Annotated in this window: 19 protein-coding genes and 1 tRNA gene; 14 read left to right on the plus strand and 6 right to left on the minus strand. The window is 66.7% G+C overall.

The window, feature by feature from the left end:
• Positions 1-313 precede the first annotated feature (313 nt).
• Together CEW88_RS03055 and pheT are read left to right on the plus strand one after the other, a co-directional pair.
• On the plus strand, positions 314-919 hold the full coding sequence (locus CEW88_RS03055; RefSeq protein ID WP_108964628.1) for a malonic semialdehyde reductase: 606 nt from the start codon (positions 314-316) through the stop codon (positions 917-919).
• A 192-nt stretch (positions 920-1,111) separates the two neighbouring features.
• Positions 1,112-3,508 (plus strand): phenylalanine--tRNA ligase subunit beta, encoded by a 2,397-nt coding sequence (pheT, locus tag CEW88_RS03060; protein WP_108964629.1) that lies wholly within the window; start codon positions 1,112-1,114, stop codon positions 3,506-3,508.
• 90 nt (positions 3,509-3,598) lie between these two features.
• Here pheT and CEW88_RS03065 read toward each other — a convergent pair whose 3' ends face one another.
• Together CEW88_RS03065 and CEW88_RS03070 are read right to left on the minus strand one after the other, a co-directional pair.
• Entirely contained in the window at positions 3,599-3,940 is a 342-nt protein-coding gene (locus tag CEW88_RS03065) for a carboxymuconolactone decarboxylase family protein (protein WP_108964630.1), read from the minus strand.
• A gap of 158 nt (positions 3,941-4,098) precedes the next feature.
• Positions 4,099-5,787 (minus strand): acyl-CoA dehydrogenase family protein, encoded by a 1,689-nt coding sequence (locus CEW88_RS03070; protein WP_108964631.1) that lies wholly within the window; start codon positions 5,785-5,787, stop codon positions 4,099-4,101.
• Between the two features lie 146 nt (positions 5,788-5,933).
• On the opposite strand from CEW88_RS03070, the gene CEW88_RS03075 reads away from it, so the two are divergent.
• Positions 5,934-6,704: a sulfite exporter TauE/SafE family protein gene (locus CEW88_RS03075; RefSeq protein ID WP_108964632.1), complete on the plus strand. Its 771-nt coding sequence runs from the start codon at positions 5,934-5,936 to the stop codon at positions 6,702-6,704.
• Between the two features lie 82 nt (positions 6,705-6,786).
• On the opposite strand, the gene CEW88_RS03080 is transcribed toward CEW88_RS03075, so the two are convergent.
• Positions 6,787-7,224 carry a PPC domain-containing DNA-binding protein gene (locus tag CEW88_RS03080; protein ID WP_108964633.1) on the minus strand — a complete coding sequence of 146 codons (438 nt, stop codon included), beginning with the start codon at positions 7,222-7,224 and terminating at the stop codon, positions 6,787-6,789.
• 137 nt (positions 7,225-7,361) lie between these two features.
• Between CEW88_RS03080 and CEW88_RS03085 the strand changes: the two genes are divergently transcribed.
• The 8 genes from CEW88_RS03085 (at position 7,362) to CEW88_RS03120 (ending at position 12,946) form a co-directional block, all read left to right on the plus strand.
• Entirely contained in the window at positions 7,362-7,553 is a 192-nt protein-coding gene (locus tag CEW88_RS03085; protein ID WP_108964634.1) for a hypothetical protein, read from the plus strand.
• A gap of 112 nt (positions 7,554-7,665) precedes the next feature.
• Positions 7,666-7,741: transfer RNA gene (locus tag CEW88_RS03090), tRNA-Trp, on the plus strand.
• 223 nt (positions 7,742-7,964) lie between these two features.
• A complete protein-coding gene (locus CEW88_RS03095; protein ID WP_108964635.1) occupies positions 7,965-8,765 on the plus strand; it encodes a hypothetical protein in 801 nt (266 codons plus the stop codon).
• 209 nt (positions 8,766-8,974) lie between these two features.
• Positions 8,975-9,811 carry a UDP-2,3-diacylglucosamine diphosphatase gene (locus CEW88_RS03100; protein WP_108964636.1) on the plus strand — a complete coding sequence of 279 codons (837 nt, stop codon included), beginning with the start codon at positions 8,975-8,977 and terminating at the stop codon, positions 9,809-9,811.
• Complete coding sequence (locus CEW88_RS03105) at positions 9,811-10,968, plus strand: ceramide glucosyltransferase (protein WP_108964637.1); 1,158 nt, start codon at positions 9,811-9,813, stop codon at positions 10,966-10,968. Before CEW88_RS03100 ends, CEW88_RS03105 begins: the two co-directional genes overlap by 1 nt.
• A 4-nt stretch (positions 10,969-10,972) precedes the next feature.
• The gene (locus CEW88_RS03110) at positions 10,973-11,581 is read left to right on the plus strand and encodes a DedA family protein (RefSeq protein ID WP_108964638.1); all 609 of its coding nucleotides are present in this window, start codon (positions 10,973-10,975) and stop codon (positions 11,579-11,581) included.
• Positions 11,578-12,279, plus strand: coding sequence for a glycosyltransferase (locus tag CEW88_RS03115; RefSeq protein WP_108964639.1), 702 nt, complete (start codon positions 11,578-11,580; stop codon positions 12,277-12,279). The genes CEW88_RS03110 and CEW88_RS03115 overlap by 4 nt, the downstream gene beginning before the upstream one ends.
• Positions 12,280-12,340: 61 nt before the next feature.
• The gene (locus CEW88_RS03120) at positions 12,341-12,946 is read left to right on the plus strand and encodes a CDP-alcohol phosphatidyltransferase family protein (protein WP_108964640.1); all 606 of its coding nucleotides are present in this window, start codon (positions 12,341-12,343) and stop codon (positions 12,944-12,946) included.
• A gap of 235 nt (positions 12,947-13,181) precedes the next feature.
• On the opposite strand, the gene CEW88_RS03125 is transcribed toward CEW88_RS03120, so the two are convergent.
• Complete coding sequence (locus CEW88_RS03125; RefSeq protein WP_066104551.1) at positions 13,182-13,388, minus strand: cold-shock protein; 207 nt, start codon at positions 13,386-13,388, stop codon at positions 13,182-13,184.
• Positions 13,389-13,732: 344 nt separating this feature from the next.
• On the opposite strand from CEW88_RS03125, the gene CEW88_RS03130 reads away from it, so the two are divergent.
• On the plus strand, positions 13,733-14,209 hold the full coding sequence (locus tag CEW88_RS03130) for a DUF2938 family protein (RefSeq protein ID WP_108964641.1): 477 nt from the start codon (positions 13,733-13,735) through the stop codon (positions 14,207-14,209).
• A gap of 266 nt (positions 14,210-14,475) precedes the next feature.
• On the opposite strand, the gene ettA is transcribed toward CEW88_RS03130, so the two are convergent.
• Complete coding sequence (gene ettA, locus CEW88_RS03135; RefSeq protein WP_108964642.1) at positions 14,476-16,131, minus strand: energy-dependent translational throttle protein EttA; 1,656 nt, start codon at positions 16,129-16,131, stop codon at positions 14,476-14,478.
• Between the two features lie 173 nt (positions 16,132-16,304).
• Here ettA and CEW88_RS03140 point away from each other — a divergent pair, with 173 nt between their 5' ends.
• A complete protein-coding gene (locus CEW88_RS03140) occupies positions 16,305-16,940 on the plus strand; it encodes a nicotinate-nucleotide adenylyltransferase (protein ID WP_108964643.1) in 636 nt (211 codons plus the stop codon).
• A gap of 58 nt (positions 16,941-16,998) precedes the next feature.
• Entirely contained in the window at positions 16,999-18,597 is a 1,599-nt protein-coding gene (gene dacB, locus CEW88_RS03145) for a D-alanyl-D-alanine carboxypeptidase/D-alanyl-D-alanine endopeptidase (RefSeq protein WP_108964644.1), read from the plus strand.
• A 31-nt stretch (positions 18,598-18,628) separates the two neighbouring features.
• Here the strand turns inward: dacB and CEW88_RS03150 are convergent, their stop codons facing one another.
• Positions 18,629-19,054 (minus strand): tellurite resistance TerB family protein, encoded by a 426-nt coding sequence (locus CEW88_RS03150; protein WP_108964645.1) that lies wholly within the window; start codon positions 19,052-19,054, stop codon positions 18,629-18,631.
• Positions 19,055-19,166: the final 112 nt, after the last annotated feature.

The raw sequence follows: 19,166 nt of genomic DNA on the forward strand, positions 1-19,166 counted from the left end.
CTGCGGGCCGAGCGGCGGCGGGTCCGGGACTGCTGGTCCATGAATGCAGGGCACCGGCGCCGCCGTCCAGAGTACATCGACCTTCGAAAGGTTGGGCCGGCCCCGGCGTAACGAAAGCGCCCTGTCATTTGCGAGAGGCCGCGGGTGCCGCCGTGTGCCCGGATCTTGGGCACCCGGCGCGTGACATCGCGCCCCGGGGAGCCTCCGCTCCGGGGCGAAGGCCCGTCGCTCTTGCACCCGCTCTCCGGGCGGGGGAAGTCATCGAGCGGCGCCACGCCCCAGACGCCCGAATGACGACTGAAAGGCACGATAGATGAAAGACCTCCTCCCCAACGGCGCGCTCGACGCCGAGGCGCTCGACACGCTCTTCCTCGAGGCTCGCAGCCAGAACGCCTGGCAGGACAAGGACATCCCCGAGGAGATCCTCGAACAGCTCTATGATCTGGTAAAGATGGGCCCGACCTCGGCCAACTGTTCCCCCGCGCGCTTCGTCTTCATCCGCAGCCGGGAGGCCAAGGAACTGCTCGCCCCCGCCCTGTCGAGCGGCAACCGCGACAAGACCCTGTCGGCCCCGGTCACCGTCATCGTCTGTCAGGACATGGCGTTCTACGACAAGCTCGGGGAGCTCTTCCCGCATGTCGATGCGAAGCCCTGGTTCACCGGCTCCGAGGCAATGATCTCCGAGACTGCCTTCCGCAATTCCTCGCTTCAGGGCGGCTACCTGATCATGGCGGCCCGTGCGCTCGGTCTCGACTGCGGTCCGATGTCGGGCTTCGATGCCAAGCTGGTCGAGCAGACGTTCCTCGCCGGCACCAGTTGGAAAGTGAACTTCATGGTGAACCTCGGCTACGGTGATCCCTCGCAGGTCTTCGGCCGCCTGCCGCGCCTGAAGATGGAAGACGCCTGCAAGCTGCTCTGACGCGTGCCTGCTCCGGCGCGCGCCGCCGGAGCCTTTCTCCTAATACCCCGGGGGTGACTTGGTCGCAGGCCACGAGAGGCATCGCTTGCTCTCTCCGTCCCGGCCCGGGGACCTCTCCGGGCCAACCCCCTTTCCCCTCCCGCCTCATTCCGCTAAGGACCGGAGCCAAGCGAAACCAAGCCGGGCCGAGAGATGAAATTCACGCTTTCCTGGTTGAAAGACCACCTCGACACCTCCGCCACGGTGGAGGAAATCACCGAGGCACTGACCGATCTGGGGCTGGAAGTCGAAGGGGTCGAGAACCCCGCCGACCGCCTGTCGGCCTTTACCATCGGCAAGGTGCTCAAGGCCGAGAAACACCCCGACGCCGACAAGCTGCGCGTCTGCACGGTCATGACGGACGAGGGTGAGAGCCAGATCATCTGCGGCGCCCCCAACGCGCGCGAGGGGATCACCGTCGTCGTCGCCAAGCCCGGCACCTATGTGCCCGGCATCGACACCACCATTCAGGTCGGCAAGATCCGCGGCATCGAGAGCTTCGGCATGATGTGCTCCGAGCGCGAGATGGAGCTCTCGGAAGAGCATGACGGCATCATCGAACTGCCCTCGGGCGAGGTCGGCGAGCGCTTCATCGACTGGCTGGCGTCCAACGATCCGGCCAAGGTCGACCCGGTGATCGAGATCGCCATCACCCCGAACCGTCCCGACGCGCTCGGCGTGCATGGCATCGCCCGCGACCTCGCGGCGCGCGGCCTCGGCACGCTGAAGCCGCTGCCCGAGGTCACCGTGCCCGGCAGCTTCGCCTCGCCGATCAGCGTGACCATCGACGAAGACACGCTGGACGACTGCCCGGTGTTCTACGGCCGTGTCATCCGTGGCGTGAAGAACGGCCCCTCGCCGCAGTGGCTGCAGGACCGGCTGAAGGCCATCGGCCTGCGCCCGATCAGCTTCCTCGTCGATGTGACCAACTATTTTACCTTCGACCGCAACCGCCCGCTGCACGTCTTCGACGCTGGTAAGGTGACAGGCGATCTGCGCGTGCACCGCGCGAAGGGCGGCGAGACGCTCGAGGCGCTGGACGAGCGTACCTACACGCTCGAGCCCGGCATGGTGGTGATCTCGGCGGGAGACACCGTTGAAAGCCTCGGCGGCGTCATGGGCGGCGAGCCCACGGGCGTGTCGGACGAGACCGTCGACGTTTTCCTCGAGGCGGCGTATTTCCAGACCGTCCGCACCGCCTATACGGGCCGCGCGCTGAAGATCAACTCCGACGCCCGATACCGCTTCGAGCGCGGCATCGACCCGGCCTCTGCCGCTCCGGGCATCGAGGCGGCCACGCAGATGATCCTCGAGATCGCCGGTGGCGAGGCTTCGGAAGTTGTCGTCGCGGGCGCCACGCCGGACGTCAGCCGCGCCTACAAGCTCGACACCGATCGGGTGATCAGCCTCGTGGGCATGGAGATCCCGGCGGACGAACAGCGCGCCACGCTGACCGCGCTCGGCTTCACCTTCGACGGTGACATGGCCAATGTCCCGAGCTGGCGTCCCGACGTGATGGGCGAGGCCGATCTGGTGGAAGAGGTGGCCCGCGTCGCCTCGCTCACCAAGCTGCAGGGCCAGCCGATGCGCCGTGCCCAGCCGGGCGTGCCGAAGCCGATCCTTTCGCCGCTTCAGAAGCGCGAGCAGATCGCGCGCCGCACCACGGCGGAGCTCGGCTACAACGAGTGCGTCACCTACAGCTTCGTCGATCAGGCCTCCGCCGAGATTTTCGGCGGCGGCACCGATGCGACCATGCTGGCCAACCCGATCAGCTCTGAGATGAGCCACATGCGCCCCTCGCTGCTGCCGGGGCTGCTGCAGGCTGCGGCGCGCAACCAGGCGCGCGGATTTGCCGACATGGCGCTCTTCGAGTGCGGTCCCGCCTTTGCAGGCGGCGAGCCGGGCGAGCAGGCCACGCAGGTCTCCGGCATTCTCGTAGGTCGCACTGGTCCCAAGGACGTGCACGGTGCCTCGCGCCCGGTGGATGTGTTCGATGCCAAGGCCGACGCCGAGGCGATCCTCGCCGCCCTGGGCGCGCCCGCCAAGATGCAGATCCTACGCGGCGCCGAAGAGTGGTGGCACCCGGGCCGTCACGGCAAGCTGTGCCTCGGCCCGAAGAAGGTGCTGGGCGTCTTCGGAGAGCTGCACCCCAAGGTGCTGCAGGCGATGGACGTGAAGGGGCCGGTCGTGGCCTTCACCCTCTACCCGCAAGAGATCCCGCTGCCGCGCAACGCAGGCGGTGCGCGTCCGGCGCTGAAGCTGAACGACCTGCAGGCTGTCGAGCGCGACTTTGCCTTCGTGGTGGATGCGGATGTGGCGGCTCTCGACCTGGTGAACGCCGCTGCCGGTGCCGACAAGGCGCTGATTGAGGATGTGCGCGTGTTCGACGAGTTCATCGGCGGCAGCCTCGGGGAGGGCAAGAAGTCGCTCGCCATCACCGTGCGCCTGCAGCCGAACGACGCGACGCTGAAGGAAAAGGACATCGAGGCGGTTGCGGCCAAGATCGTCGCCAAGGTCGAAAAGGCCACCGGCGGCATACTGCGCGGCTGAGCCCGGTTCGTATGATGACAAAGGCCCCGGCGGAGCGTTCCGCCGGGGCCTTTTTTCTTAATCAGGGGGCCTTCTGGTGGTGCCGCGGCCTCAGGCCTCGGCGGTGAACTCGTCGTATGCCGCCAGCGCCTTGGCGGCATACATCAGGCCTGGGCCGCCGCCCATCTGCACCGCCATGCCGCAAACGTCGGCGATCTCCTCGCGGGTGGCGCCAAGGCGGACCAGCGCGCTGACGTGGCTCAGGATGCAGGCGTCGCAGCGGATCGCGATGCCTATGCCAAGCGCCACGTACTCCTTTTCCTTGTGGTTCAGCGCGGCCTCGGCAGAAGCGGCCTTTTCCATCTCGACGAAGCCGGCGAAGGTTTCGGGGATGGCCTTGCGCAGCTCGCGCAGCTCCTTGCGCTTGTCGGCGAGTTGTTCCTTGAACGACATATCGCTCTCCTTGAATGTAGCGGCGCCCTGATGACCACGCGGGCGAGGCGACAGCCTTGATCCAGATCAGACAAGTGGAGGATAGCGGGATTGCGCGCCCTGCAGAACGCAGAAGGCCCCACGGTGCGGGGCCTTTATGTGCATCGGAGGAAGGCTGCTCAGCCGAGCAGACGTCGCGCGATCACCTGGGCCTGGATCTCCGCCGCCCCCTCGAAGATGTTGAGGATGCGCGCGTCGCACAGGATGCGGCTGATCGAATATTCCAGCGCGAACCCGTTGCCGCCGTGGATCTGCAGCGCGTTGTCGGCATTGGCCCATGCCACGCGCGCGCCGAGCAGCTTGGCCATCCCGGCCTCGAGGTCGCAGCGGATGCCCTCGTCCTTTTCGCGGGCCGAGAAATAGGTGAGCTGGCGGGCGATCATGATCTCGACGGCCATCATCGCCAGCTTGCCCGACACGCGCGGGAAGGCGATCAGCGACTTGCCGAACTGCTTGCGCTCCTGCGCGTAGCGCATCCCGACGTCGAGCGCCGATTGCGCGACGCCGATGGCGCGGGCGGCGGTCTGGATGCGGGCGCTTTCGAAGGTCTCCATGAGCTGCTTGAAGCCCTTGCCCTCTTCGCCGCCGAGCAGGTTCTCGCCCTTCACCTTGAAGCCGTCGAAGCCAAGCTCGAACTCCTTCATGCCGCGATAGCCGAGCACCTCGATCTCGCCGCCCGTCATGCCGGGGGTGGGGAAGGGGGCCTCGTCGTCGCCGGGCGTCTTCTCGGCGAGGAACATCGACAGGCCCTTGTAGTCGGAACTGCCGGGATCGGTGCGCGCGAGCAGGGTCATCACATGGGCGCGGGCGGCATGGGTGATCCAGGTCTTGTTGCCGGTGACCATGTAGTCGCCCTGTTCATCCTTCACCGCCCGTGTTCGCAGAGAGCCGAGGTCGGAGCCGGTATTGGGCTCGGTGAAAACCGCCGTCGGGAGCTTCTCGCCGCTGGCGATCTGCGGCAGCCATTTGGCTTTCTGCTCTTCGGTGCCGCCGGCGAGGATCAGCTCTGCCGCAATCTCCGAGCGGGTGCCGAGGGAGCCGACGCCGATATAGCCGCGCGAAAGCTCCTCGGAGACGACGCACATCGAGGCCTTCGACAGGCCGAAACCGCCGAATTCCTCGGGGATGGTCAAGCCGAAGACGCCCATATCGGCCAGTTCCTCGATCACCTCCATCGGAATGTAGTCGTCCTTGAGGTGCCACTCATGGGCAAAGGGCTCGACCTTCTCGACGGCGTAGCGGCGGAACTGCTCGCGGATCATCTCAAGCTCGTCGTCGAGGCCGGTGCGGCCGACGGTGATCTCGGCACTGCGCTCCTCCATGAGCGCGACTAGACGGCTGCGGGCGGCCTGAGAGTTGCCGCTGGCGGCAAGCGTCCCTGCGGCGCCCTCGTGAAGTGGCGCGGCGGCAGAGGCGGGCAGGCCGAGGTCGGTAAGGCGCACCATTTCGCCCTGGTTCATCTGGATGCCGCCAGCGATCTGGCCCAGGTATTCGCCAAAGGCGATCTGCAAGAGGAGTTGCTCGACTTCGCCGAAGGTGCCTTCGGCCTCCAACCGCTCGGCCCAGCCATGCATCTGGCGCAGCGACTCGGCGTAGGTGGCGAGCCATGCAAGGCCGTGGGCGGCGAACTGGTGCGCCTCGATCAGTTTGCCCGAGACGCGGCCATGCTCCTCGACTCGCGCGCGGACGGCAGCGCGGGCCGCGTCGAAGATCTGCTCGACCGGGGTAATTGCCGCGCCGGTCAGTTCAAGGAGGTTTGCAAGCACCACGCCCTGTTCCACCGCGCCACCCTGTCCGTCATGAGCCATGAATCATCTCCTCCTGCTGCCGAAGATCGAGATAGCGACTTTGCAACCGCAGCGCAACAAAAATACCAATCAAACACTTATATCGTTCTAATATTACCTTGTTGATTGTGGCTGTCTGGGCGTTCCGCGCATGATATGAGCCACTTATGGACGCGCTCTTGACCCTCGTATCGCCGCCGATGCTGGCGCTCGCCTTCGCCGTTGCAGCACTGGCGGGGATGGTCAAGGGCATGGTCGGGTTCGCCATGCCGATGATCATGATCTCGGGCCTGGGCTCGGTGGTCTCACCCGAGCTTGCGCTCGCCGGGCTGATCTTGCCGACACTGGCCACCAACGCCTTTCAGGCCTTCGGCGAGGGACCGGGCGCCGCCTGGGAGACGGTCAAGCGCTTCAAGGTCTTCCTCATCGTCGCCTTCGTCATGCTGGCGCTCTCGGCGCAGCTGGTGCGGGTGCTGCCGGTCCAGGTGCTGCTGGCAATGATCGGCGGGCCGGTCTTCGTCTTTTGCCTGATGCAGCTGGCGGGCTGGCGGCCGAACCTGCCGAACGGGCCGACCCCGAGGATCGAGGCGGCGGTGGGCGGCGTGGCCGGGTTCATCGGCGGCATGTCCGGCGTCTGGGGGCCGCCTTTCGTGGCGTACCTCACGGCGATCGGCACGGAAAAGCGCGATCAGATCCGGGTGCAGGGCGTGGCCTACGGGCTGGGAGCGATCTCGCTCACCGCCGCGCATTGGGTGTCAGGCGTGTTCAACGCCCAGACGGCGCCCTTCTCGGCGGCGATGCTGGTCCCGGCCATGGGCGGCATGTGGCTGGGTCGGCGCATCCACGACCGCATCGACCAGGCGATGTTCCGCAAGCTGACGTTGATCGTTCTGCTGGTGGCGGCGCTGAACCTGCTGCGGCGGGCGTTCTTCGGCTGAGATCCTTGCAGGAGAGGCTTTTGCCCCGTCCGCCTCTGGCGGGCTCCGCCGGGATGCTCTCGCCTAAATCAAAGCGTGCGGGTCAATCGAACTGCAGCTCGGGGTAGCCGGTGCGTGGATCGATCATGCGCCGGAAGTGCACAGGGGCAAGGCCGATCACCACCTCGACGGTGGTGCGCACCAGAGAGCCCTCGAGCAGGTGACCGCCAAGCATCGCGCCGCTGGAATCCGACACGGCGATGTGCAGGTGCGGGCCATGTTCCGAGAAGGTGCCAGAGAGCGAGACGATTTCCAGCGTGACCTCCAGCGCCAGCGGCGAGTCGAGGCCGGCCGGGCGCAGGCTGACCTTCGACAGGCTGCCGACACAGGCGACGATGAATCCCGCATGCTCGCGCTCGGCGGCAAAGGCCTGCTCCAGAGCTTGCCGCAGATCAGCGCCCGGCAAAAGGCGCAGGGCGAGAAAGCGCGTGGCCGCGCCGGGCCAGGTGGATTTCAGTGCGGCGTCCAGCTTGGGGTCCATGACGCTCAGGATGCCACAGCGCAGGCCACTCCCCCAAGTCCTTTGCGGCCCCTTTGCGGCGAGCGCCGGCGTTTCGGGGGTGACGCGGCGGCGCGCCGGCTGCTAGGAAACGGCACCTTCAGCGCCAGGAGCCCGCCGTGTTCGATTTCTCGCATCCTTTCTTCCGGCCGCTCTGGCTGCGCGTGGCGATCACCCTCGTCTGCCTCGGCTGGGGGCTGTTGGAGACGCAGATCGGATCGCCCGGCTGGGCGGTGGTCTTTCTTGGGTTAGGGGCGATCTGTGGCTACAAGCTGTTGCTGACCTACGAGCCGCCGAGCGGCGGGGAATGACAATGGCAGGCCACCGTCCGCCGGCGGCAGCGGGCGTCGCGAGGGAAGCGGATTTTCCCGCTGTTCCCCTGTTGACCCTGCCAACAGAACCTTCTAATTAGCGCAGCACCACAGGGGTATAGCTCAGCTGGTAGAGCGACGGTCTCCAAAACCGTAGGTCGCGGGTTCGAACCCTGCTGCCCCTGCCAAGCATCTTTCGACGGATGCGCCTTTCCCGACATTATAATTCGATGCCGCCTTGGCCCTCGGCCCAGCTGCGGCTGCATTCTGCCGTGGCGAAATTGTCCAGTTTCCGCTGGGTCAACTTCATGCGCGGAAAAGTTGCTTCGTGGAACGGGCGAATGCGCCTAGGCTTCGCAGTAGCGTGATCTCGGTCCCTTTTTCTGCATGACATTTGATTGGAGCGCTCCCATGACCAAATTCTCCCTAGCCTTTTTGCCTGGTGTCGCCGCAACGCTGCTTGCGACCCCGCTCTTTGCACAAGCATCGTCCGACGCGGCGGAACTGCAAAAGCAGCTCTCGAATCCAGTCGCGTCGCTGATTTCGGTGCCGTTCCAGTTCAACTTCGATGACAATATCGGCCCGAAGGGCAAGGGCGAACGCTGGACGATGAACATCCAGCCCGTGATCCCCTTCGATCTCGGAGGCGGCTGGAATCTGATCTCACGGACCATCGTGCCCGTCGTGTCGCAATATAACCTTCCCTCGCAGGGCCAGGACGACTGGGGGCTTGGCGATACCACGCAGAGTTTCTTCTTCTCGCCGGCCGCGAGCGCGGGCGGGCTGATCTGGGGCGTCGGCCCTGCCTTCTTGTTCCCGACCGCGACCGAGGACACCCTCGGGCTCGATACCTTTGCCGCGGGGGTGACGGGCGTGGTTCTCAAGCAGAACGGGCCCTGGACGCTGGGGGTGCTGGCCAATCACCTCTGGGACTGGGACGGGCCTGTGGAAATCGACTCGACCTTCACCCAGCCGTTCCTCGCCTATGCCTACGACAACGGTTGGACCGCGACGCTGCAGGCGGAATGGACGCATGATTGGGTCAACGATACCGACTCCGCGCCGATCGGCCTGCTTGCGTCCAAGCTCGGCAGTATCGGCGGCCAGCCGGTGAGCTGGCAGGGCGGGGTGCGCTACTACGCGGATTCCGCTCCGAACGGGCCGGAAGGCTGGGGCGCGCGCTTCGGCGTGACGCTTCTCTTCCCGAAGTGAATCCGCGCGCCCTCACGCGATCAGGCGTCGACAGGGCACTGCAGCCGGACCTGGGCGGCATGGGACCGCCCAAGCGTCGGAAGAAGAACAGAATTTTTGGGTCGAGCGGGAACCAGTGGCGGCATCTGCGTGTTCTGGCCGGTGGAGCGTCACACGGACGATACATCGATTCGCCATAAGGCGGGCGAACAGTGAAGGAACATGCCCGGATGCCGACATTTTCCGATGGCCGGAGCGCCCGCACCTCTTATCGCAGCCTGTTCATCTCCGACTTGCACCTGGGCGCGCGCGCCTGCCGGACCGGCCCCATCCTTGACTTCCTGCGCGGCGTCGAGGCGGAGACCATCTACCTCGTCGGCGACATCTTCGATCTCTGGCACGGGGGGCGGCTGCACTGGGCGGCGGCGCACGACGCGATCATGGCCGAGCTTCGCGCGCGGGCGAAGGCAGGCACGCGGGTGGTCTACCTGCCCGGAAACCACGATGCGAGGATGCGCGATCCGGGTGCGGCTATCGAGGGATGGGAGCTGCGCGAGGCGGTGATTCACACCGCGGCTGATGGTCGGCGCTACCTCGTGCTGCACGGAGACCAGTGCGATCCCCGCATCCTGCGCTGGCATTTGATGACCCGGCTCGGCAGCCGCGTCGACGCTCTGCTGCGCCAGTTCGACGGCCACCTGCGCCGCCGGGCGGGGCTGACCGAATGGGAGCAGAGCTTCGTCGACCGGATGCTCTCGGCGGCCAACACCCTGCTGGCCATGGGCGACCGCTTCGAGCGCAAGCTGACCAGGCTGGCCGGGGCGGCCGGGGCAGTGGGGGTAATCTGCGGCCATTCGCACAAGCCCGGCCTGCGACGTCACAACGGTGTGGTCTACGGCAATTGCGGCGACTGGGTCGACAGCCTGACCGCGCTGGCCGAGGATTTCGACGGCAAGATGCGCCTGCTCAGCTACGAGCGCGCACCCGTGCCCGCGGCGATGCCACGCCCGGCGCGCCCTGCCGAAGGCAAGGCCGAGGCGGGCGCCTTGGCCGAGGGGGCGATGTGATGGTGCTGGGGCTTCTCGCGCTGCTGCTGGTGCCGCTGGCGATCCATCTTGCCAGCGCGGCGCTGGCCGGTTGGCGCTATGTCACCCCGGGCCCGCAGCCGACACGCAGGGGGAAACCCTTCCTGTCGCTGATCCGCCCGGTCTGCGGGCGCGACGCCTTCGACGAGGAGACCTTGCGCTCGTCCTTCCGACAGGCCTATCCGGCCTATGAGGTGATCTTTTGCGCCGCCCGCGAAACGGACCCGGCGGTGCCGCTGCTACGTCGGCTGATCGCCGAGCATCCGCATGTGCCCGCGCAGCTGCTGATCGGCGAGACGCGGCTCACCGGCAACCCCAAGCTCAACAACCTTTTCAAGGGCATCGCGGCTGCACAGAGCGATGGGTTGGTGATGACCGACAGCAACCTGCTGCTGGACCGCGACTACCTGACCCGCTTGGTGGCCACTTGGCGCGAGGACACCGGCCTCGTCTCGGCCCCGCCCGTGGGCAGCCGCCCGGGCAACTTCTGGGGGGCGGTGGAATGCGCCTTCCTGAACAGCTCGCAGGGACGCTGGCAGTTGGCGGCGGACAGCCTGGGGCTCGGCTTTGCACAGGGCAAGACGCTGTTCTGGAAACGCGCTGTGCTCGAGTCCGGTGGCGGGCTCGAGGCGCTGGGGCGCAACCTCGCCGAGGATGTGGCCTCCACCAAGCTGGTGCGCGCGCAAGGGCTGAAGGTGCGGCTGGCGCGACGGCTCTTCGCGCAGCCCATCGGCAAGCGGCAGGCCCGTGCGGTCTGGGACCGGCAGCTGCGCTGGTCGCGGGTGCGGCGTGACGGCTTCCCCGGGCTCTTCATGGGGGAAATCGTGCAGGGCCCGCTGCTGTCGCTGGTCGGCCTCGCAGGGCTCGTCTCCGTCGGCGTGGCGAGCTTCTGGACGCTGCCGCTGCTCCTGGCGCTGTGGTATGCTGTGGAATGGGCGCTCTGCCGCGTGGCGGGTTGGCCCGCCGCGCCGCGGGATATCGCCGCCATGCTGGTTCGCGACCTCTTGCTCCCGGCGATCTGGGTGGCCACATGGGCGGGGCGCGGCATCTCTTGGCGCGGAACGGACATGGCCCCAGACATGGTCCCAGGCATGGCGTCTGGCAACGCTGCGAAATCGACTGCGGGGGCCGCGGAGTAAAGACGTGATCGGACTGGAAACCGTAACAGCCCTCATCGCCAAGGAAGGCCTGGCGATCCTCGCGCCCATTGCCATGCTAGAGGGGCCGATCGTCACCGTGATCGCCGCCTGGCTGGCGAGCCGAGGCTTGCTGGACATCTGGAGCGTGACGCTGGTGGTGATCGCCGCCGACATCGCGGGCGACATGCTGTACTACGCCATCGGACGCTGGGGGCTGAACCGTCTGCCGCAGGGCTGGCTGATGAAGATGGGCCTCAACCGCGCCCGGCTCTCGGCGCTGGCCGGGCATTTCAACCACAAGGGCGGACGCACGCTGGTGATCGGCAAGATCACCCACAGCGCGGGGGCGCCGATCCTCGTGGCGGCGGGTCTCGCACATATGTCGATCTGGCGCTTTTTCTGGGTCAACACGCTGGCGACCATTCCCAAGAGCCTGTTCTTCGTCGCGCTCGGCTACACGCTGGGCTCGGCCTATAGCCAGATTGACAACTGGATCGCCCGCGCCTCGCTTGTGCTGCTGGGCGGGCTGGTACTCTTCGGGCTTGGCTGGGTGCTGCGCCGGGGCGTGAAGGGCGGTTGGAAGACGGGTCTCAGGATGGGAGGCAGACCGTGACGACCTGCGGCCTCAGCTGCATCATCCCTGCCTACAACGAGGCACCTCGCATCGCGGCGGTGCTGTCCGTGGTGCTGGATCACCCGTTGATCGGCGAGGTCGTGGTCGTCGACGACGGCTCGTCGGACGGCACCGCCGAGGTGGCCGAGGCGGCGGGACAGGGACACGCCAAGCTGCGCGTGCTGCGCCAGTCGCAGAACGGCGGCAAGACCCGCGCCGTGGCTCGAGGCATTGCCGCGGCTCGGGGTGCGCATGTGCTGCTGCTGGACAGCGATCTTTTGGGGCTGGACGAGGGGCACCTGACCGCGCTGGCCGGGCCGGTGCTCGAGGGCCGCGCCGATGCCGCCATGAGCCTCCGCCGCAATGCGCCGCTGCTGTGGCGGGCGATCGGCATCGACTACATCTCGGGCGAGAGGGTCATGCCCCGCGCGGTGCTCGCCGCGCAGTTGGAGGCGCTGTACGCATTGCCGCGCTTCGGGCTCGAGGTCTACATGAACCGCCTGTGGATCGAGGCCGGGCTGCGTGTCGCCGTGGTGCGCTGGCCCGAGGTGGAAAGCCCCTGGAAGCACGACAAGCGCGGCGGCTGGATCGCCGGGCTGCGCGCGGATGCGGCGATGATGGGCGATATCTTCCGTACCGTGCGTCCGGACGAGGCGCTGCGGCAGGTGCTGGCCTTGCGGGCGCGCCGGGTCTCCTGACCGCGCTGCGCTGAATGCGATCGCTTGAACCCCGCGCAAAGCCGGTCCAAGACTTGCCGTTATGATCGACGCTTACCTCCTGCCGTTGCAGCGCCGCGTGCTGCATCCCATCGCCCGCGCGCTGCACGAGCGGGGCTTCAAGGCCGACTGGGTCACGTTGGCGGGCTTCGCCTGCGGCCTCGCGGGGGCAGGGGCCGCGGCCTGCGGCGCCTTCGGGCTGGCGCTCGCCGGGCTGGCGGCGAACCGGCTGGCAGACGGGCTCGACGGCGAGATCGCCCGGCGCGCCGGGCCGACGGACCGCGGCGCGTTTCTCGACATCGCGCTCGATTTCCTCTTCTACGCGCTCTTCCCGCTCGGCTTCGCATTGGCCGACCCGCAGGCCAATGCGCTGGCTGCGGCTGCACTTATCGCCAGTTTCATCGGCACCGGGTCATCGTTCCTCGCCTTCTCGCTGATCGCCGAGCGGCGCAAGATGACGGCGGAAGACTACCCGAGCAAGGGCATATATTACCTCGGCGGGCTGACCGAGGGGGCGGAGACCATCCTGCTTTTCGCGGCCTTCTGCCTCGTCCCCTCGGCTTTTGTGCCGCTCGCCTGGGTCTTTTCTGCGGCCTGCGCCATAACCACGGCGACGCGGCTGATGGCGGGCTGGCGATTGTTCGGCTGACGTGCTGGCAACATCCGATCGTCGCGTGTGGGTGCGACGGCGTCTGGATCACCCCCTGCCGCGCGCGCCTGCCGCAAGCGGCGGGCAAATCGTGCGGCACCATCTCTGGAGCGGGCGCGAGACCGGCGGCCAGGCGAGCACCCAAGCAATAGAGGCGGGCAGGCAAGCAAAAGGGGCGGTCCCAGACGGGCCGCCCCTTCGCGTTGCGGGGGAAGTCCCCCGCGAAATCCGGTGCTCAGGCGAGCTGGATGTTCACGGCGCTTTCGCGGCCGTCACGGCCAGCTTGCAGCTCGTAGGTCACCTTCTGGTTGTCGGCGAGGCCGGTCAGGCCCGAACGCTCGACTGCAGAGATGTGGACGAAAACGTCCTTGGAGCCGCCATCGGGAGCGATGAAGCCATAACCCTTGGTGGTGTTGAACCACTTCACGGTACCAGTTGCCATGGGATAAACCCCTTCCTGTCAATCTGCTGCCCACGGAACTGCGGCAGCCCGGCGTAGAAACGTCTGTATCGATAGACTGCGTGCCGGGTCGGAACTGGGTCGTCGAATAGAAGCCTAAGCGGGCAGTAAATTGCCATGTTTAGGCCTGAAAATCAAGGGGATTCGAGTTTGGTGGTGCGGGTCTCCGCCAGCGACAGTGCCGGATAGCCACTGTCGCTGGCGAGGGTTTGCCGCGCAGTCGCGGCGGACGCAGGGTGGCGCGCACGGATCCGAGCCCCCGGCGCTTCGGCCCTTGCGCTCCGGCTGCCCCTGCGGCAAGCCTGTCGCGCCAAGGGAGGGATGTGATGCAGCAAGTGTTTGTCGGGATTGCCATGGGGCTGGGAGGAACCGTCGCCATGGACCTCTGGGCGCTGCTTCTGCACCTCCTGCTGGGGACCCCAAAGCCCGCCTGGCATAACCAGGGGCGCTGGGTGGTCCGCGCGCTCGGCGGCAATGTCTTCCACGACGACATCACCGCGACTCCCCGGATTCCGAATGAGAGCGCCATCGGATGGAGTTTCCACTACGCGGTGGGCATCGCCTATGGGGTGATCTTCATGGTCCTCGCGGGGCCGGGATGGCTGGAGGCGCCGCGCTTCTTGCCGCTGTGGCTCTTCGCGCTGGTCACCATAGGCGCGGGATGGTTCCTGATGCAGCCGGGCATGGGGCTTGGCTGGGCGCTGTCGAAAACGCCCACCCCCTGGAAGGGGCGGGCGCTGGGTCTGCTGGCCCACACGGTGTTCGGCCTGGGCATGTGGGCGGTGGCGCTGCTCGCCACCTGAGCGTCAGATCATCGCCCAGTCGGTGAAGCGGAACTCCGGCTGTTGCTGGGGCTCCGGTTGCTTGCGGGCCGTCTGCTGCGATGCCTGTGCGGACTGCGTGCTCATATCAAATTCTCAGACTCATTGCTGTTTGCCCGGGAGCTTGCGAGTCATCGCCTCTCCCGTGGCGGGGCAGGTAATCCGTCGCCGTGGGAAACGAAAGACCCCACGCACGGTGACGTGCGTGGGGCTGATCGCTTCGTGAAGATCGAGCGGCGGAAACCGGCTCAGCGCGCGAATTTCTTGAACTTCACGCGGGTCGGCTCGAGCGCTGCGGCGCCGAGGCGGCGCTTCTTGTCTTCCTCGTAGTCCTCGAAGTTGCCTTCGAACCATTCCACATGCGCTTCGCCCTCGAAGGCCAGGATGTGTGTGCAGATACGGTCGAGGAAGAAGCGGTCGTGCGAAATCACCACGGCGCAGCCGGCGAAGTCAACAAGCGCGTCCTCGAGCGCGCGGAGGGTTTCCACGTCGAGGTCGTTGGTCGGTTCGTCGAGCAGCAGGACGTTGCCGCCCTCCTTCAGCAGACGCGCCATGTGCACGCGGTTGCGCTCACCACCCGAGAGCAGGCCGACCTTCTTCTGCTGGTCGCCGCCCTTGAAGTTGAACGCCCCGCAATAGGCGCGGCTGTTGATCTGCGCGTCGCCGAGCTGGATGATCTCGGCACCGCCGGAGATTGCTTCCCAGACCGTGGCGTCGCTGGCGAGATCGTCGCGCGACTGATCGACGTACGACAGCTTGACCGTGTCGCCGTAGCTCACAGAGCCCTCGTCCGGCTGTTCCTGCCCGGTGAGCATCTTGAACAGCGTCGATTTACCGGCGCCGTTCGGGCCGATGACACCGACGATGCCGCCCGGCGGCAGCGAGAAGTCCAGATCCTCGATCAGAAGCTTGTCGCCCATGGCCTTCTTCAGGCCCTCGACCTCGATCACCTTGCTGCCAAGGCGCGGGCCGTTGGGGATGATGATCTGCGCCTTGCCGACCTTCTCGCGCTCGGACTGGCCTGCCATTTCCTCGTAGGCCGCGATACGGGCCTTGGACTTCGCCTGGCGAGCCTTGGCACCCTGGCGCATCCACTCGAGTTCGCGCTCGAGGGTCTTTTGCTTGGCCTTGTCTTCGCGGGCCTCGTGCTCGAGGCGCTTGGCCTTTTGCTCGAGCCAGCTCGAGTAGTTGCCCTCGTAGGGGATTCCGCGGCCGCGGTCGAGCTCGAGGATCCAGCCGGTGATGTCGTCGAGGAAGTAACGGTCGTGCGTGACGCAGAGGATCGTGCCCTTGTACTCGATGAGGTGGTTCTGCAGCCAGGCGATGGTCTCGGCGTCGAGGTGGTTGGTCGGTTCGTCGAGCAGCAGCATCTCGGGCGCTTCGAGCAGCAGCTTGCAGAGCGCGACGCGGCGCTTCTCACCGCCCGAGAGAGTGCTGACATCCGCATCGTCCGGCGGGCAGCGCAGGGCTTCCATGGCGACGTCGATCTGGCTGTCGAGATCCCACAGGTTCTGCGAATCGATCTCGTCCTGCAGCTGCGCCATCTCGTCGGCGGTCTCGTCGCTGTAGTTCATGGCCAGTTCGTTGAACCGGTCGAGCTTGGCCTTCTTGGCCGCGACGCCGAGCATGACGTTGCCGCGCACGTCGAGCGACGGGTCGAGCACGGGCTCCTGCGGCAGGTAGCCGACCTTGGCGCCCTCGGCGGCCCAGGCCTCGCCCGAGAAGTCCTTGTCGATGCCCGCCATGATGCGGAGCAGGGTCGATTTACCGGCGCCGTTGACGCCGACGACACCGATTTTCACCCCGGGCAAAAAGCTGAGACGGATGTTCTCGAAGCATTTCTTGCCGCCGGGATAGGTCTTGGAGACGCCGTCCATGTGGTAGACGTACTGATAGCTGGCCATCGGTTCCTCCGGTGAAAAAGCTTTGCGGGCGTGTATGGCACCGCAAGGGGGGAAAGCAAATGCCTTGTTTTGCAGGAGCCGCGGGGGCTGGCGGACGGCAGCCGGAAAAATCCGGTTGATCCCTGAGCAAATTCCTGTGCCTTTGGGCATTCATTCCTGAAGGAAGGGGCGGGATGCTCTGGAATGCGCATCAGACCGGGTTTCATCTGGCACCCGGGCAGAGGATCGGATTGCTCGGCGGATCGTTCGACCCGCCGCACGAGGGCCATGTCCGCATCACCCTCGAGGCGCTGAAACGCTTCCGGCTCGACCGCGTGCTCTGGTTGGTCAGTCCTGGCAACCCGCTGAAACCAAAGGGCCCCGCGCCGCTCGAGGCGCGCATCGCCGCCGCCCGCGATCTGATGCAGCATCCGCGGGTGCGCATCAGCGGCTTCGAGGCTCTGGCCGGCACCCGTCACACCGCCCGCACCTTGGAGCTGCTGCAGAAGCGCCACCCCGGCGTGCGCTTCGTCTGGCTGATGGGGGCGGACAACCTTGCACAGCTGCATCGCTGGGAGGACTGGCGCGAGATCATGCGCCGCGTGCCCGTGGGCGTGCTGGCGCGCCCCGGCAGCCGGCTTGCCGCGCAGGGCTCGGTGGCGGCCTCGGTCTTCCGCCACGCCCGTCTGCCGAGCAGCGCCGCGTCGCTGCTGCCGCTCAGCGCGCCGCCAAGCTGGTGCTTCGTCAACCTGCCGATGTCAGATCTCAGCTCGACCGCCCTGCGGGCGCGTGCACCGCGACGAGCGAGCGCGGAACCGGCGGAAATGTGAAGCGATCCGAGCGCCTGCACGCTTGCTGCGCTCTGCGTGCATCGGTTAGATCGGCGGAATGAACCGCGGTCTCTCTCGTCGTCACTTCCTGCTCTCCCTTGCTGCATCGGGGCTTGCCTCGGCTGCTGCCCCGACTTTGGCGGAGGCGCCCGAGCGCTCGCTGAGGCCGCTGGGGCGCGGCGACAACGTCGCCCTGCGCACCCTCGACACCCCGGAGGAGCTGATCGCCAAGGCGCGGCTCGGTGACGGGATCGTGGGCTATGCCGTGCTCAGCGCCGCAACCGGCAAGCTGCTCGAAAGCCATCGCGGCACGCTCGGCCTTCCGCCGGCCAGCGTCGCCAAGTCGCTGACCGCCGCCTACGGGCTCGACCTGCTGGGGCCGGACTACCGTTTCTCGACCGAACTCTGGACCACCGGCGCCATCGTCGGCGGTGAGCTGAAGGGCGATCTGGTGCTGGTGGGCGGCGGCGATCCTACGCTGGACACCGATGGGCTGGCCAAGCTGGCGCGCAGCCTCGAGGAAGTGGGGATCAAGTCGATCACCGGGCGCTTCATCGTCGACGGTGGCGTGCTGCCCTATTCCCCGGTCATCGACACCGAGCAGCCGGTGCATGTCGCCTACAACCCCGCCGTCGCGGGCATCAACCTCAACTACAACCGAGTCAGCTTCGAGTGGGAGAAGGCCGGCGACGGCTACGAGGTCAGCATGGACGCCCCCTCGATGGCTGGGCGACAGGCGGTGCGCATGGCGCATATGGCGGTCGCCGACCGCAACGGGCCGATCTACACCTATGACGATCTCAACGGCCGCGACGCGTGGAGCGTGGCGAAACATGCGCTCGGCAAGGGGGGCTCGCGCTGGCTGCCGGTGCGCAAGCCCGAGCTCTATGTTGGCGAGGTCTTCCAGGCGCTGGCCGGCTCGAAGGGGCTGCAGCTTCCCGAGCCGGTGATCGAGCACGGGGTCGAGCGGGTGGACTTCATCGGCCGCGTCGAGAGCGAGCCGCTGCACGTCGTGCTCAAGGATATGCTGAAGTACTCGACCAACCTCACCGCCGAGCTGGTGGGGCTGACAGCCACACGCAAGCGGCTCGGTCATGCGTTGTCGATCAAGCAGTCGGCGGAAGAGATGAACACCTGGGCGCGCGAGAGCATGGGGCTGACCCATGTGGCGATGGTCGATCACTCGGGGCTGGGCGGCGACAGCCGTGTGGCCGCAGCGGATGTGGCCTTGGCGGTGCTGCAGGCCGAGCGGCGACTGAATCTGAAGCCGCTGATGAAGCCGATCACCGTGCTCGACAAGCGCGGTCGCCCTGTGAAAGACACCTCGCTCAAGGTCCACGCCAAGACCGGCACGCTCAATTTCGTCAGCGGGCTGGCGGGCTATGTCGATCTGCCGAGCGGCGAGGAGCTTGTCTTTGCGATCTTCTGCGGGGATGTGCCGCGTCGTGACGCGATCCCGATCGAGGCGCGCGAGCGCCCGCCGGGCATGATGGAGTGGAACACCCGCGCCAAGATGCTGCAGCAGGATCTGATCCGGCGCTGGGGCGACCTTTTCCCCGAGGGCAAGGGGCTCGAGGCTGTGGGGCTTCCCGGGGTGACTCCGACCACGCAGACCTCGTCGGGCGCCATGGCCTTCACGGGAACCGCGGAGCCCTGACGCCCGAAGGCTTTTGTCAGCCGTGCCGGTGTCAGGCGCGCAGGTGACGCGCCCGGGCGCCGCGCTCGATGGCGGCGGCATGAAGCCGGTCGATGTCGAGCTCGTAACGGATTTCCTCGAGCAGCCGCAGTTCTTCCTCGCGCAGCGTGCCATCTGCGGCGGCCACGTCGCAGGCCAGCGCGTAGGCGGTCTCGTTCAGCCGCTCCGGCAGGTTGTCGCGCAGCAGGCCGAAGAGCGCGTCGAGCCCGTCTTCCTGCTCGAAGAGGTCGAACACCAGATCGGTGATCACCCGCATGCGGTCGATGTCATAATTGCTGAAGATCGGCAGCATGTTGACGGCGGATTCGATCTTCACCAGCTCTGCGGTGCGCATGTTCTCGTCAGAGGCCGAGACGGCGATCATCAGCGCGACAAGACAGTCTTGCGGTGTCATCGGGTGCGGGGCGGCGTCGGGCACTGGAATACTCCGGAAAAATCATGCTACGGGCAATTTATTGACCCCGTGCCCCGCCTGCAATAGGAGGCTGGCGCACTGCCCCGTGATCGTGGGCGTTTCTTCCCCTAAGGAG

Source organism: Alloyangia pacifica (assembly GCF_003111685.1).
GTDB lineage: Bacteria > Pseudomonadota > Alphaproteobacteria > Rhodobacterales > Rhodobacteraceae > Salipiger > Salipiger pacificus_A.

Coding starts and splice junctions, on each gene's coding strand:
- CEW88_RS03080 (WP_108964633.1), bottom strand. CDS start 7,224: ATGGACCCCAAGCTGGACGCCGCACTGAAATCCACCTGGCCCGGCGCG.
- CEW88_RS03070 (WP_108964631.1), bottom strand. CDS start 5,787: ATGGCTCATGACGGACAGGGTGGCGCGGTGGAACAGGGCGTGGTGCTT.
- CEW88_RS03075 (WP_108964632.1), top strand. CDS start 5,934: ATGGACGCGCTCTTGACCCTCGTATCGCCGCCGATGCTGGCGCTCGCC.
- pheT (WP_108964629.1), top strand. CDS start 1,112: ATGAAATTCACGCTTTCCTGGTTGAAAGACCACCTCGACACCTCCGCC.
- ettA (WP_108964642.1), bottom strand. CDS start 16,131: ATGGCCAGCTATCAGTACGTCTACCACATGGACGGCGTCTCCAAGACC.
- CEW88_RS03105 (WP_108964637.1), top strand. CDS start 9,811: ATGGTGCTGGGGCTTCTCGCGCTGCTGCTGGTGCCGCTGGCGATCCAT.
- CEW88_RS03125 (WP_066104551.1), bottom strand. CDS start 13,388: ATGGCAACTGGTACCGTGAAGTGGTTCAACACCACCAAGGGTTATGGC.
- CEW88_RS03055 (WP_108964628.1), top strand. CDS start 314: ATGAAAGACCTCCTCCCCAACGGCGCGCTCGACGCCGAGGCGCTCGAC.
- CEW88_RS03100 (WP_108964636.1), top strand. CDS start 8,975: ATGCCGACATTTTCCGATGGCCGGAGCGCCCGCACCTCTTATCGCAGC.
- CEW88_RS03095 (WP_108964635.1), top strand. CDS start 7,965: ATGACCAAATTCTCCCTAGCCTTTTTGCCTGGTGTCGCCGCAACGCTG.
- CEW88_RS03130 (WP_108964641.1), top strand. CDS start 13,733: ATGCAGCAAGTGTTTGTCGGGATTGCCATGGGGCTGGGAGGAACCGTC.
- CEW88_RS03140 (WP_108964643.1), top strand. CDS start 16,305: ATGCTCTGGAATGCGCATCAGACCGGGTTTCATCTGGCACCCGGGCAG.
- CEW88_RS03120 (WP_108964640.1), top strand. CDS start 12,341: ATGATCGACGCTTACCTCCTGCCGTTGCAGCGCCGCGTGCTGCATCCC.
- CEW88_RS03065 (WP_108964630.1), bottom strand. CDS start 3,940: ATGTCGTTCAAGGAACAACTCGCCGACAAGCGCAAGGAGCTGCGCGAG.
- dacB (WP_108964644.1), top strand. CDS start 16,999: ATGAACCGCGGTCTCTCTCGTCGTCACTTCCTGCTCTCCCTTGCTGCA.